This is a genomic window from Bacillus sp. SG20033, assembly GCF_044570195.1.
Taxonomy (GTDB): Bacteria; Bacillota; Bacilli; order Bacillales; family Bacillaceae; genus Bacillus; species Bacillus subtilis.
In genome coordinates, this window is sequence record NZ_CP172606.1 from 3,323,113 (window position 1) to 3,337,512 (window position 14,400).

At 47.1% G+C, this 14,400-nt stretch carries 9 protein-coding genes; 3 read left to right on the plus strand and 6 right to left on the minus strand.

Annotation, left to right across the window (positions count from 1 at the left end; genetic code table 11):
* Positions 1-34 precede the first annotated feature (34 nt).
* From essB to ACFVP7_RS17600, 3 genes are all read right to left on the minus strand, one after another.
* Entirely contained in the window at positions 35-1,390 is a 1,356-nt protein-coding gene (essB, locus tag ACFVP7_RS17590) for a type VII secretion protein EssB (RefSeq protein WP_338730761.1), read from the minus strand.
* Positions 1,391-1,404: 14 nt separating this feature from the next.
* A complete protein-coding gene (gene yukD, locus ACFVP7_RS17595; RefSeq protein ID WP_122894663.1) occupies positions 1,405-1,644 on the minus strand; it encodes an ESX secretion system protein YukD in 240 nt (79 codons plus the stop codon).
* Positions 1,645-1,713: 69 nt separating this feature from the next.
* Positions 1,714-2,007 carry a WXG100 family type VII secretion target gene (locus tag ACFVP7_RS17600; protein WP_003220661.1) on the minus strand — a complete coding sequence of 98 codons (294 nt, stop codon included), beginning with the start codon at positions 2,005-2,007 and terminating at the stop codon, positions 1,714-1,716.
* Positions 2,008-2,567: 560 nt separating this feature from the next.
* Between ACFVP7_RS17600 and adeR the strand changes: the two genes are divergently transcribed.
* The 3 genes from adeR (at position 2,568) to ACFVP7_RS17615 (ending at position 5,824) form a co-directional block, all read left to right on the plus strand.
* Entirely contained in the window at positions 2,568-3,797 is a 1,230-nt protein-coding gene (gene adeR, locus ACFVP7_RS17605; protein ID WP_015714632.1) for a sporulation transcriptional activator AdeR, read from the plus strand.
* Between the two features lie 101 nt (positions 3,798-3,898).
* On the plus strand, positions 3,899-5,035 hold the full coding sequence (ald, locus tag ACFVP7_RS17610; RefSeq protein ID WP_338730762.1) for an alanine dehydrogenase: 1,137 nt from the start codon (positions 3,899-3,901) through the stop codon (positions 5,033-5,035).
* 111 nt (positions 5,036-5,146) lie between these two features.
* Positions 5,147-5,824 carry a YukJ family protein gene (locus ACFVP7_RS17615; protein ID WP_003228755.1) on the plus strand — a complete coding sequence of 226 codons (678 nt, stop codon included), beginning with the start codon at positions 5,147-5,149 and terminating at the stop codon, positions 5,822-5,824.
* Positions 5,825-6,074: 250 nt separating this feature from the next.
* Here the strand turns inward: ACFVP7_RS17615 and ACFVP7_RS17620 are convergent, their stop codons facing one another.
* From ACFVP7_RS17620 to ACFVP7_RS17630, 3 genes are read right to left on the minus strand one after another with little or no spacing between them, the layout of a single operon-like run.
* Positions 6,075-6,284 carry an MbtH family protein gene (locus ACFVP7_RS17620; protein ID WP_003243183.1) on the minus strand — a complete coding sequence of 70 codons (210 nt, stop codon included), beginning with the start codon at positions 6,282-6,284 and terminating at the stop codon, positions 6,075-6,077.
* A gap of 15 nt (positions 6,285-6,299) precedes the next feature.
* On the minus strand, positions 6,300-13,436 hold the full coding sequence (gene dhbF / locus ACFVP7_RS17625; protein ID WP_396582581.1) for a non-ribosomal peptide synthetase DhbF: 7,137 nt from the start codon (positions 13,434-13,436) through the stop codon (positions 6,300-6,302).
* Between the two features lie 19 nt (positions 13,437-13,455).
* On the minus strand, positions 13,456-14,394 hold the full coding sequence (locus tag ACFVP7_RS17630) for an isochorismatase (protein WP_338730764.1): 939 nt from the start codon (positions 14,392-14,394) through the stop codon (positions 13,456-13,458).
* Positions 14,395-14,400: the final 6 nt, after the last annotated feature.

A 14,400-nucleotide genomic window follows, 5' to 3' on the forward strand; every position in this document is an offset into this window, starting at 1 on the left:
GCAGCATGCGATGACCTGTGCTTCATGTCTCACGTTATTTGTCATCTTTTTTCTCATCTTTCTTTTCTGTTTCTTTTTTCTCGTCTTCTTTTTTCTTCTGTTCTTCTTTTTTCGCTTTTTCCTCGGCTGCGGCTTTTTCTTCTGCCGCTTTCTCTTCTGCTTGTTTTTCTTCGTCTGTTTGTGTCTGTTCTTCGCTTGTATCGACTAACGAAGTTTCAGAATTAGACTGTTTATTTTCTTGACGTTCTTTTTGCGCTTTTTCAAGCTCACTATTTACTGAGTCAAGTTCTTTTTGTATGTCCTCATCATTTGTATCCTCAGATAAAAGCTGCTGTTTATATTTAGCTAGGGCAAAGTAAATATAATCATTGTATTCAAGCTTACGGCCGATACTGATCGCTTCTTTGTATTCTCCTCGACCATAATCAATCCAATACAAGAAATGCTGAGGGTCAGATTGAAGGGTGACTAAGTTATTTTCTATATTTTTGGTTTTTGCACTCCCCAGGTTTTCGACCTCAACATAGGACGTCGCCAGCTGATACTGCACCGATTCAGGCAGGCTTTCCGCATCGTACTTGGACAGTGTGCTGATGACTTCACTGTACTGCTTGTTTAAGAACGCACGGTTGCTGTCCACTATCGCCTGGTGCTTTGGCTGCGCGAAAAATAAGGCGTACATCGAATAAATAAGTGCCGGTACAAGCAAAACAATGAGCCCCAGGCCGATATATCGCTGGATGTTCCACTTCTTTCTCGGGATATGTATGTATGTTTTTGCTTTGGCTTCGAGCTCATCAATATGGGTTTGAATCAGCTCGAGCAAATCATCATAGGATTCAGCATCTAATATCGCCTTTGCCTCTGCGGAGAACGTCAGCGTTTCATTGAATTTCAGGTAGTCTTCAAACGCAAAAGCGCCGTCAACTGCCAAAGCCGCTGCCGCTTTCAGCTCCTGCCATACTCTTTCCTCATCACGTTCGTAAGGAGGAATGCTTTCTTTTACTCCATAATGGAGAAAATAAGGCGTAAGCCCTTTATCGAATACAATGTTTTCAGGAGCGACAATCAAATTCAGCCTCGACAGATTGTGCTGCTGTACGGCTTGAACAAGCTGATAGGCAAACTGCCATTTACTTTTTTTATCCTTAGCTTTCATGAAGCGGAATGCTTTATAGGAGGAGGGAGGTTGGATTGTGATGATTACTTCATCATCCGTCACATCGATTTCTTTATGAAAAAATGGATTTATATCTTTGATCACGTTAGCTTCAAGACCGTCGAGAAGCTTTATTTTTTCCCGTTGAAAGGTAAATGTATAGCCGGCATCTGTTTTCTCGGCAACAGCTTCTAATTGGTTTTCTAAATATGTTTTTTGTTTACCTGACATTCAACCAGATCCTTTCATAATATTTCAAGCCGGTCTCCGTTTGTAATGCCGCAATCAGACAGCTTGCATTCTCCGGAAAACACCTTATCCTTGTTCACCACTCTGATCCAGTGCCCTTCGCGCGGAGGCATAGATACGTTTTGGGCCTGCCAAGCAATATCAATTACTTTTTTCACCGGGTGGTAATCTGACAATCTGAGATCAAAGACACTGCCGTTATAATGTTTCAAATCTATTGTAATATCAATATACATTTAGGATCACCCTTACATAGAAAGAGCGCCGTCTTCTTTTGAATCAGGCGCTCCTTCCCTTTCATACTGTTATCCGCGGATTTGATTTGCGATGTCTTGGTCAGTAGACTCAAGTGTATTTGCTGTTTGATCAAGCTGCTGATTCACATCTTGAAGCAAATCTGACATTTTGATAAATGAAGGTTTGAGCTGCTCGTATTGATCTGCGAACGCTTCGCTTGAAGCACCTTCCCACATGCTTTTCAAATCAGAGATCATTCGGTTTAAACGATCAACCTGATTTAATACTTCTTGGCTTTCAACGCCGTATTGCTTCGCCATCGCTCTTAGCTCTTCGGGTGTGACACGAATTAATCCTGCCATATTCCTCATTACCTCCTGTGCCATCAGCCTAAATATGGGCTAATTCACTTATTTTTAGAACGTCATTATTATAAAAACAGTTTTTCGGCATAGTCAAACAAATATGTTTTAATTTTACAAAATGAGTCCAATGGTTTACCCCGAATCACTTAAAAATGACATATACTGTAAAGTAAATAGGTTTATTTTCTTAATCTCCTCTTCATTCTCCGAATAATCCAAAAGACCCAAATAACTCCCCAACTCCCAAAAAAAACCTTTCAGAAAATTTGATGCTACAGCACCATTTCTGAAAGGTTTAGTTTTTTCTTTCCTTAATTAGTCTTGCCTCCGATGACTTTCTTAGAAGATTAATAGGATAAGCTGTCGTATTATATGAGGCATACAACTGTCCTGCAAAAAGGCGATTACACCGCCAAATGTATATAGAACGTTTCTCTCATGAAATTGTTTTTTTGCTTCTGTTCTTTGTTGTTGATTTTCACAAACAACAACAATCATAATAAAAGGAAGGGGATGAGATGTCAAAGAGAAATCAAGCATGAAAAGTAGGGAGATTTATGACCATGCCGAATGATCCGTTTAAATATAGTTTTGACAGACTTGAAGATGTGGCTGATCATATCAGCGACGTTCTGCGGTGCCCGATCACCATAGAGGATGTTAACCACAAGCTGCTTGCCTACAGTACACACAGCGACTGCACAGACCCTGCCCGGACGTCTACCATTATTGGCAGAAGGGTACCGGAGAAGGTGATTAACAAGTTGTGGAAAGACGGGACAATTCCAGCTCTCTTAAAAACGGACCAGCCGATCAGAGTCAAGCAAATTGATGAAGTCGGGCTGAGCAACCGCGTCGCTATTTCGATTTGGAAGAACAAGCAAGTGCTTGGCTTCATATGGGCGCTTGAGATCCAAAAAACATTGTCCGATGAAGATCTGCTGACATTGCAAATGGCAGCAAAAGCAGTGAAAAACAAGCTTCTCAAACTTCAAATCAGAAAAACGAAAAATGAAGAACGCAGCCAAGAATTTTTCTGGAAAATGCTGACCGGACACATCCATCAGGAGGATGATATGGCGGATGGGTTCCATAAGCTTGGAATGGCCGCTCCTTCAGAGTTTTCCGTTATGATCATCCGCATAAATGGCGAGCTGACTGAAAAAATCGAACAGCAGCTGCAATATTTACAGGAAACGACCCAGCAGGTTTACGTGCTGCTGGCGACCGTAGATTCCAATGAACTTATTATATTAACCTCACCCAAAACAGATCATCCTTTTCAAGATTTAAAACAGTTTGCTTTAAGTACGCAAAAACAGCTGAAGGAGCGGTATAAAATAGAAGACGTTTCTATCGCTTTTGGCGGAATATACAACTCTATTTCTTTTGTCTCCCGCTCCTATCAGGAAGCATTGTCCGTCTTAAAAACGAAGGAACGGTTCGCTGAAGAGACCAAACATCTTTTCAGCTTTTCTGAGTTAGGCATTTATCAATACTTAGATGTCTTAAATGAAAAACGGAAACAGGCGGGCCATTATAATTACTCGCTTTCCAAACTGGAACAATATGACCGGGATCACCAGTCAAATCTGGTAGAGACGCTAGAGCGCTTTATTGAAGCGGACAGCAACGTGAACACCGCTTCCAAGCTGTTAAATATACACGTTAATACGTTGAATTACCGCCTTAAGCGGATCAGCCAGATTGCTGAAATTGATTTGAAAAATGTGAATCAAAAATTCACCATCTATTTAGATATCAAACTTCGGCACATGGATTTGTGAAATTTCACAAATCCATGTTTTTTTATTTTCTTAATCAAACAAAGAATTTTCCAAAATATCAAGCTACACTAAAAATATCACAGATACAGGAGGAGACAGATATGATCATAGGGGTTCCTAAAGAGATAAAAAACAATGAAAACCGTGTCGCATTAACACCCGGGGGCGTTTCTCAGCTCATTTCAAACGGCCACCGGGTGCTGGTTGAAACAGGCGCGGGCCTTGGAAGCGGATTTGAAAATGAAGCCTATGAGTCAGCAGGTGCGGAAATCATTGCTGATCCGAAGCAGGTCTGGGACGCCGAAATGGTCATGAAGGTAAAAGAACCGCTGCCGGAAGAATATGTTTATTTCCGCAAAGGACTTGTGCTGTTTACGTACCTTCATTTAGCAGCTGAGCCTGAGCTTGCACAGGCCTTGAAGGATAAAGGAGTAACTGCCATCGCATATGAAACGGTCAGTGAAGGCCGGACATTGCCTCTTCTGACGCCAATGTCAGAGGTTGCGGGCAGAATGGCAGCGCAAATCGGCGCTCAATTCTTAGAAAAGCCTAAAGGCGGAAAAGGCATTCTGCTTGCCGGGGTGCCGGGCGTTTCTCGCGGAAAAGTAACGATTATCGGAGGAGGCGTTGTCGGGACAAACGCGGCGAAAATGGCTGTCGGCCTCGGTGCAGATGTGACGATCATTGACTTAAACGCAGACCGCTTGCGCCAGCTTGATGACATCTTCGGCCATCAGATTAAAACGTTAATTTCTAATCCGGTCAATATTGCTGATGCTGTGGCGGAAGCGGATCTCCTCATTTGCGCGGTATTAATTCCGGGTGCTAAAGCTCCCACTCTTGTCACTGAGGAAATGGTAAAACAAATGAAACCTGGTTCAGTCATTGTTGATGTAGCGATCGACCAAGGCGGCATCGTCGAAACTGTCGACCATATCACAACACATGATCAGCCAACATATGAAAAGCACGGGGTTGTGCATTATGCTGTAGCGAACATGCCGGGCGCAGTCCCTCGTACGTCAACAATCGCCCTGACTAACGTTACTGTTCCATACGCGCTGCAAATCGCGAACAAAGGGGCAGTAAAAGCGCTCGCAGACAATGCGGCACTGAGAGCGGGTTTAAACACCGCAAACGGACACGTGACCTATGAAGCTGTAGCAAGAGATCTAGACTATGAGTATGTTCCTGCCGAGAAAGCTTTACAGGATGAATCATCTGTGGCGGGTGCTTAATTCACAATGAGCTTGCAGAAAGATTTCTGCAGGCTTTTTTATTTTTTAAAAGGAAAAAAGAGACCATTTCACGAATTATGACTATGAAGTTGATCATAAAGGAGGATTCATATGGCTGTTCAGCAATATGGCGTGTTAAAAGGCATAGTCTTAGACATGAAGCGGGAAACAGATGATGACAGTCCTCATTTCCAAGTCAAAATGCTCGGTGAAGAGAATACGTATTACAGGTGCGCCATCAATGTGATGTCCAGTTCTGAGGAATCTGAAGTATTGTATTTGGCTGACGATCAGTTTGATTCGGGCTCAATTACCATCCTTCCGAACATGCCGTATGGATATACAAGGATCAATGAAGCAAACCGTGAAGTGGCACTGGATTATGTGCGGGGCAATTTGTTTGACCCGCGGGAAATGAAGCCTTTGCCTCATGAAATCACGGGACCTGATAATGATTTAAATGATTTTATTGAAACCTATATGAAGAAAGCACAAGATGAGAAAGCGCCGGTTTATATATTCGGTTCAAAATTCGGACCTGAACAGGCTGCAGATAAAATATTCGGCTTTACCCCGACCAACGGAATGCACAATATCCATATGAATCAAGGGAATGCAATGGATACCCGCTGGAAAAAAGACAACGGCTCTTGGCATGACGGGGGTATTCTGATTCAGTTTGCAGATCAGTGGGCCGCTGTGTTTTTAGCGTTTTTATCCCAATCTTGGTGTACGGATGAAAACGGAAACCCGGTCAGAGATTGTGATCATACCCAAACGTCTGCGTAAGATTAGAAAAAGAGACTGCGGCGAGCAGTCTCTTCGGAAGTTTGTTGACAAAATCCTAAAGCGTTTTAAAAGCTTTAGGATTTTGTCATGTTTTCAGCGTGATTGAAAACCCTTGAACTCTAGGAAAGATGAGCATTGGAGCGGAGCGAATGTTCTAATTCGTGAGCACCAACGCACAGACTTGACAACGAATGCGAGGGTTTATCGACACGCTGAAGAGACTGCGGCGAGCAGTCTCTTTTTGATACGATTACACATTTTCAACAGTCTTTAGGCTGTTTGGCCTCATATCGCTCCAATGCGATTGGATATAGTCCAAACAAGCTTCACGCCCTTTTTGCTCATGAACGACTGTCCAGCCGCTCGGCACATCTATAAAACCCGGCCATAGGGAATATTGGCCTTCTTCATTGACCAGCACCAAATATGTGCCATCCGCATTTTCAAAAGGATTTGCCATTCTATTTCTCCTCCCTTATTTATTCAACTCTTCCAATTTGACAGCGAGAACCTTGCCGATTTGAGCCAGAGGTTCCGGCTGACATAAATCTTTATGACGGCAGTCGATGTCGATTTGTTCAATCTGTCCGTTAATATAAGACTTCCACGAGTCAGGTTCAATCGGGTCAAACCATTCCGGAATGATTGTTGATCTGAAAAACAAAACATTTCCACGGAAGGTTTTCGGCTTATAGGAACCTAAAATGCCGACAGAATTGACATACGTATTCTTCAAATTTAAAATGACTGTTTCATCCAGGCTCGCAAGCGCACTGCCGTCACGGCGAAGAATCTCAATCGCCGCTTCAAAATCTAGCGGTTTGTCCCCTAAGCTATCTGGATCGTACCCGCCTAACGCCAGAAGGGCAATAAGCGCTTCCTCATCATCCGGTGCCTCTTTTATAGGAAGGAAGTGGTTCGGATAGGCGTCCAGCATCACCAACAGGGATACTTCTTCTCCTTGATTTTGCAGCTGGGTAGCCATCGCTTGAACGACATTCCCGCCCAGGGACCAGCCCAGCAGATGGTACGGGCCTTTTGGCTGGACCGTTCGGATTTGTTTAATGTAATCGGCAGCCATGTCATCAAGTGTTTTCGGAAGCTCCTCGCGCTGCCCGATTCCCCGTGCCTGCAAGCCGTAGATCGGATAATCCGTTCCTATATTGGTCATCAAACCGGCATAGCACCAGCTGAGCCCCCCTGCCGGATGAACACAGAATAGAGGAGGCCTGTCTCCGCTTGTTCGTAGCGGCAGCAGAACGTCAAGAGCGCTTTGGCTTGATCCCATTTCAAGTCTTTCAGCGAGCCCGGCTACAGTAGGTGCTTCGAACAAGTTGCCGATGCTGAGTTCAACGCCGAGCGCTTCACGAATGCGGCTCATGAGCTGTACAGCAAGCAAGGAATGTCCGCCTAAATCAAAGAAACGGTCATCAATGCCGACACGTGGCAAGTGAAGCACCTCCATAAAGAGGTCACAGAGAATTTCTTCCTGCGGCGTTCTCGGTCCTCGTCCTGTCACTGCCGCTGCGAAATCCGGAGCGGGCAGTGCTTTACGATCAAGCTTTCCATTCGGTGTCAGCGGCAATTCTTTCATCGTCACAAAGGCAGCAGGCACCATGTAATCCGGCAGTCTCTCCGCAGCATATCTGCGCAGTTCCGCCGTATCAAATGTTTCTTCCGAAGGGATGACATAAGCTGCCAACCGTTTATCTCCCGGCTGATCCTCACGAACGATCACTGCCGCATCTTCAAGCTGCGGATGCTGAACAAGCGCGGCTTCAATTTCTCCCAATTCAATCCGGAATCCCCGAATTTTCACTTGATGGTCTGCACGGCCTACATAGTCGAGAGAACCGTCAGCGCGGAGGCGGGCCACATCCCCAGTGCGGTACATCCGAGTGCCTGGAGGACCGAATGGATCAGCTATGAAGCGTTCAGATGTTAAACCAGGCCGGCCTAGATAACCTCGTGCTAACCCCGCTCCTGATACATACAGCTCTCCGGCAACACCCGGAGGAACCGGCTGCAGGCGTTCATCCAGCACGTATACACCAAGATCGGGAATGCCGCAGCCGATCAAGCTGTTTGCCCGTAAAGCTGCCATGCTTCGGTCTAATTCGATATAGCTCACATGCACCGTCGTTTCTGTAATACCGTACATATTGATAAGCTGCGGTCTATTTTCAGGGTGGCGGTTGTACCAATCCTCTAAACGGCTGAGTTCAAGCGCTTCTCCGCCAAAAATGACATAGCGCAGACTGAGTGCCTGTCCAAGATCCGGCTGTTCCCGTTCCGCCTGCATAAACTGATAGAAAGCAGACGGTGTCTGGTTCAGAACGGTCACACCCTCTTTGACAAGCAGGCGCAGAAACGCTTCTGGCGATCTGCTGACGTGGTGAGGCACGATTACAAGACGCCCGCCATGCAGCAGAGGACCCCAGATCTCCCACACCGAAAAATCAAACGCATAGGAATGGAACATGGTCCAGATATCGTCTGAGCTGAAACGGAACCAGTGCTCGGTCGCTGCAAATAAACGTGTTACATTTTGGTGAGGAATCATCACACCTTTTGGAACACCTGTTGAGCCGGATGTATAAATGACATACGCCGTATTCAAAGGCGAAAGCGGCTGAGTCCTATCCTTATTTTTTGGATTCTCTGCAGGGTACGTGTTTAGTTTCTCTGCCAGCTCGGGATCATCCAGCACGATTTTCGGCACGTTTTCAACTGGCGGAATGTGATTTGCAGCTTTAGTGTTCGTCATGATAAACGCAGGCTGTGCATCTTTTAGCATAAAAGCAATTCGATCAGCCGGATAATCCGGATCAAGAGGGAGATAAGCTGCCCCGGCTTTTAGCACCGCCAATAGGCCGACAGCCATTTCCAACGATCGGGGCAGTGCCAATGCCACAAATTGCTCCGGCCCGACACCTTCACTAATCAGCATTCGGGCAAGCCGGTTTGCTCTTTCATTCAGCTCTGCATAGCTCAGTGCCTGATCTTCATATACAACGGCAATAGCTTTAGGACGTAAAACAGCCTGCTTCTCAAACTGCTCTGGCAAACTTGCGTGCGGAATCTTTCCAGATACACTTTGCCAATCTGTCACCATGCTGCTGCGTTCCTCTGGCGCAAGAATATCCAGATTTCCGATTTGCTCGTCAGGATCAGACTCGGCAGCCTCCAACAGGCGCATCAATCGGTCAGCAAGAGCCTGAGCAGTTTCCCGCTTGAAAAGATCGGTGCTGTATTCAAGCATTCCTTCCATTCCGTTTGGTGTCCCGTCAGCAAGGCGATCTTCACTGATTTCCAGCGTCAAATCAAACTTGGCAGAACCAACACTGTTGATTCGCAGGCTGCTCTCCATATCAGGAAGATGCAGTTCAGCGTCCGGTGTGTTTTGGAACGCAAGCATGATTTGGAATAAAGGATGCGTCGCACGCGAACGAGCCGGATTGAGCACCTCTACAAGTCTCTCAAACGGCAGATCCTGATTGTCATAGGCGGCCAGATTCACTTCCCGTACTCTGTCTAGAAGCTCACGAAAGCTTGGGTCACCGGACGTATCAGTTCTGAGCACCAATGTATTAATGAACAGCCCTACAAGATCGCCCAGCGCATCATCATTCCGTCCCGCGATCGGACTGCCGATCGGAATGTCGGTGCCCGCCCCGAGCCTTGTCAATAAAGCAGCGAGACCGGATTGAAGCACCATAAACAGGCTCACCCTATTTGCGCGAGCCAGCTCCTGCAATCGCTTGTGAAACTCGGGCTCAATACGAAAATGAATCGTATCTCCATCATGACTCGGCTCAGCCGGACGTGAATAATCGGTTGGCAGTTCAAGCTGATCAGGCAGGTTTTTCAAGGTTTCTTTCCAGAAAGCAAGCTGACCGGCAATCAAGCTATTTGGATCATCCTCGTTTCCAAGCAGTTCTTGCTGCCAAAGCGCATAGTCTGCATACTGCACATCAAGAGGCGCCCATTCGGGAGCTCGTCCGTGGCAGCGAGCCGCATAAGCCGTCCCAAGGTCTCGGGTCAGCGGTGTTAAGGACCAGCCGTCCCCGACAATATGATGGACGAGAAGAAGCAGCACGTACTCGTCAGGACCGATCACAAAAAGCTCGGCACGAAAAGCAGGTTCAGCTGCAAGATCAAAGCTGTAGCGTACAGCTTCGGCAAGCCGATCAGAAAGCTCCTTCTCAGCAATTTCAGTAACATGTAACTCGGGACAGGCTTGATCGGCATCTAAAATATGCTGATAGGATGTCCCCTGTGATTCAGGGAAGATCGTCCGAAGGCTTTCATGACGGCAGACGAGGTCATAAAGTGCCGCTTTCAGCAATCCTTGATCCAGCTCACCCGACAAACGGACAGCAACCGGAATATTATAAGTAGGACTCGGTCCTTCCAGACAATGCAGGAACCATAGCCGGCGCTGGGCAAATGATAGCGGGATCCTTTCAGGCCGCTCAGCTCTCTGCAAAGCGGGACGTGCACTCTGCGCCAAATCAAGATGGGCAGCGAGTCCGGCTACTGTCGGTTCGTCAAAGAGCTTGGCGATACCAAGTTCGGCTCCCATTACCTCGCGAATGCGGCTCATCAGACGGGCTGCAAGAAGAGAATGGCCCCCAAGCTCGAAGAAACTGTCATCGATACCGACGCGTGCCAAACCGAGAACCTCTGCAAACAAGTCACACAATATCTCTTCCTGAGGAGTCCGCGGGGCCCGATCACTGACAGATGTGCTGAAGTCTGGTGCCGGCAGTGCTTTCCGGTCAAGCTTGCCATTAGGTGTTAATGGCAGCTCGTCCATCTCCACAAACGCCGCCGGTACCATATAATCAGGAAGACTAGCCCCCATATAACGACGAAGCTCGGCAGTATCAATAGCACCATCAGCGACTACATAAGCCGCCAATCGTTTGTCTCCCGGCTGATCTTCCCGTACGACAACCGCGGCCTGTTCAATATGCGGATGATTGGCAAGCACGGCATCAATTTCTCCAAGTTCAATTCGGAATCCGCGAATTTTGATTTGATGATCCGCCCGCCCGATATAATCCAAAGACCCATCGGCACGCCAGCGGGCCTGGTCTCCGGTCCGATACATCCTAGTTCCCGGCGGTCCGTATGGATCTGCAACGAAGCGCTCCGCCGTTAAATCAGGGCGATGGAAATAACCTCTGGCCAATCCGGTGCCTGCAATATAAAGCTCTCCGACAACGCCCGGCGGCACCGGCTGCAATCCATTATCAAGCACATACACTTGCGTGTTCCAAATCGGTTTCCCAATCGGCGGAACGCCCTGCAGCCCTTCTTCAAGAAAAGCTGCGGCAGACCAAATCGTTGTTTCAGTGGGACCGTATAAGTTCGTGACTGAACAATGAAGGTCTTGAAGCGCCTGCAAAAGACCGCTCGGCAGCGCCTCGCCTCCTACAAGCACTCTAAGCCCCCGAAGTTTCTCAGGTTCACTCGTTACCAAAGCGTGCCACAGTGTCGGTGTCGCCTGCATGATGTTAATATCGAAATTTTCAATCATTTGAGCTAATGCCTGCGGCTCACGGATCGTTTCTTTCTTTGCGATCACAATTTGCGCTCCGCTAATCAGCGGAAGATATAACTCCAATGCTGAAATATCAAAAGCGACAGTCGTCACAGCCAACAGCCTGTCTTCTTTTCCTAGAGAAAATGCCTCCTGCATGGACAGCAGAAAATTGCTTAAGCTTTTCTGTGTCACAACGACTCCCTTCGGTCTTCCTGTTGATCCTGAGGTATAGATGATATACGCGGGATGGTCAAGAGAAACCGATACAGCCGGATTTTCCGGCGAATAGCGTTTTATAATCTCCTGTGTAACAGCCTGATCAAGCACAAGCTTCGGTACAGCCAGGTTATCAGGCAGACTGGCTGCTATTTCCTCAGTCGTTATGATGCATGAAGGTTTCGCATCCCCCAGCATGTAAGAAATGCGGTCGGCTGGAAACTCTGGATCAAGGGGGAGATACGCCGCACCAGTCTTGAGCACACCAAGCATTGAGGCCACCATCTCAGGGGAACGCGGCAGCGCCAAAGCGACAAATTGCTCCGGACCAATCCCTTTTTCGATCAACAGACGCGCGAGGCGGTTTGCCTCTTCATTGAGCTTTCGATAGTTGACTTGAATGTCATCACACATGAGAGCGATACGTTCTGGCGTAAGAACTGCCTGCTTTTCGAACATGTCCTGAAGGCTGACCAGCTTCTCGGATTTTGCCGTCTCATTCCATTTAGAAATGACTTTTTCTTTCTCCTCTGGCAACAGAAGCTCCATTTGCCCAATCAGCATGTCCTCTCCGGCAGAAGCCGTTTGCAGCAGCTGCAGGATACGCTGCTGATGAAGCTTAATATCAGACTCACTGTATACCTCGGGATTCGCATCAACATCAATTCGCAGCCCGCTGCCGTCTGTTCTGTCATATACATTGATTGATAGATCATCAACAGGACCGGCTGAAAGATTATGCGTTGTGCCCCGGGCGCCGGCAAAGTCGAGACCGTAATCAAACGGCATAAGATTGATTTGAGGGCCAAATAATCTATGATTTTCTCCTATCAATTTCAGATCGCGCCGAAGCTCTTCATGGCGATATTTATGATGTCGCCGAATACTGCGGATTTCCCGGGAAATTTGCTGAATCAGTTCAGAAAAGCTCATCGAAGAGCTTACCGTCAGCCGGAGCGGGAGAAGGTTCATCACCATAGCCGGTACATTCAGTGACGCGGACCCTATGCGACCCATCATGGGCAGGCCGAGCACAACATCCTCAGAGCCGGTCATACGATGCACATAAACAGCTGACACCGCAATCATGACTTCATGCCAGCTTCCTGAGAAATAGCGCGCCGCTTCTTTTAACGCATTTACATCAGACGGAGGCAGATATGCCGTATGACGAAGAAAACTGTTAGATGTTCTTGGCGCCCGATCAGCTAAGCTTACAACTTCAGGTGCATCTGCAAAACGGTCCAGCCAGAATTGACGATCCTTCTCATACTGCACTGATCCGCGATAATCTGTATCCTCCTCCAAAATGGCCTGGAGAGACCCAAAGGAACGGCCTTTAGCTGTTTGTCCTTTTATAAGCGCAGTATATGTACTTGCCACACGCTGGGCTATCAGGGAAAAACCGAAGCCGTCGATCGCGATATGGTGAATGCGCTGATACCAAAAGAAACGATCAGGCCCGGCAATAAACAGAGCTTCATTGAACAAAGGGTCATACCCTAAATCAACCGGCTTTGCTAAATCAGCTTTCATCCAGTTTAATGCTGTTTGTTCCGGATCAGGCTCGAAGCTGACGTCAATGACGTGCAGCTGTACATCCGGAGACGGGTTTATCATCTGCCAAGGCCCGTCCATATTTTCACCGAAGCGGACATGCAGCGATTCCGCTTCCTTGATCACGTGCCGCAAAGCTTCTTCAAAAAGAGCAATATTGATTGAGCCATTGATTTCTATATATTCCGCAGTATTGTAAATTGGATTGTCCGGATCAAGCTGCTGAGCAAACCATATGCCAGTTTGCGCCCCGGTCAAAGAATATTGAAGATCTTTTGTATCAGGCATCCGTTTGTTTACCCTCCTTTTATAAATAATCCGCGTTTGGCAGCACTTGCTGGCTGCGGGTTGTGAGCAATTTCTGCCATTCTTCGATCGTTGGGCGTTCAGCCAATTCTACGAAAGTCACCTCTGCCCCTTCACGGCGCCATTGTTCCACCAATGTCATGATCCTTACCGAATCAAGACCACGATCGAGCAAATCCTCTTGATCTGTGATGTCTTCCGGTGTTTCTTGTAGAAGCTCAGCAATTTGTTTACGGATATTCTCACATGTAAACACGTTCTTTTTGCCAGTGTTTGCTGACGTTTTTTGACCGTCTGCCGGCGCATTCTGCAGCTGATCAAGAAGACTGTCAGTCATCACGGTAAACGCACAGCGTCCAGCCGCATAGTCCAGCGCCATTTGATGTTTTTCTAATGAAAAATCAGCAACTGCATCTCCCACAAAAAAGGCTTTAATATCCTCCATAAATGCTTCACATGCTGTAACAAGACAGCCGATATGGGCGTAAATTCCTGTAATGATCAGCTGATCGCGTCCCTCTTTGCGCATCATTTCAAGCAGATTCGTTCTCTTAAACGCGCTGTATCTCCATTTTGTCAGCACAAGATTATCATCCTCTGGTGCCAGCTCGGTTATAATTTTCTCCTCATAAGGACCGCTGTTTAATCCCGGGCCCCAAAAGTCTGTCAGCAGCGCACGGTCATCCGGATTTTGGCTTCCCGGCTGTGCGGTATAGACAACAGGAATCCCAAGCTGAACACATTGATTCTTCAGCTTTCGTATATTCGCTGAAAGCTCTATTACCGGAGACGCTCCCGCTGTGAAAGCATCGACAAAATAGTTTTGCATATCGTGTATTAACAAGACAGCCCGATTTGGATCAGGCACCCATGAGACTTTGTTTTGCGGCATATCAGATGCTGTCGGCATTTGATACGGCTGAATGGCAGGTATAGCCATATGAAC

Coding starts and splice junctions, on each gene's coding strand:
- ACFVP7_RS17615 (WP_003228755.1), top strand. CDS start 5,147: ATGGCTGTTCAGCAATATGGCGTGTTAAAAGGCATAGTCTTAGACATG.
- yukD (WP_122894663.1), bottom strand. CDS start 1,644: ATGTATATTGATATTACAATAGATTTGAAACATTATAACGGCAGTGTC.
- ald (WP_338730762.1), top strand. CDS start 3,899: ATGATCATAGGGGTTCCTAAAGAGATAAAAAACAATGAAAACCGTGTC.
- ACFVP7_RS17630 (WP_338730764.1), bottom strand. CDS start 14,394: ATGGCTATACCTGCCATTCAGCCGTATCAAATGCCGACAGCATCTGAT.
- ACFVP7_RS17620 (WP_003243183.1), bottom strand. CDS start 6,284: ATGGCAAATCCTTTTGAAAATGCGGATGGCACATATTTGGTGCTGGTC.
- essB (WP_338730761.1), bottom strand. CDS start 1,390: ATGTCAGGTAAACAAAAAACATATTTAGAAAACCAATTAGAAGCTGTT.
- dhbF (WP_396582581.1), bottom strand. CDS start 13,436: ATGCCTGATACAAAAGATCTTCAATATTCTTTGACCGGGGCGCAAACT.
- ACFVP7_RS17600 (WP_003220661.1), bottom strand. CDS start 2,007: ATGGCAGGATTAATTCGTGTCACACCCGAAGAGCTAAGAGCGATGGCG.
- adeR (WP_015714632.1), top strand. CDS start 2,568: ATGACCATGCCGAATGATCCGTTTAAATATAGTTTTGACAGACTTGAA.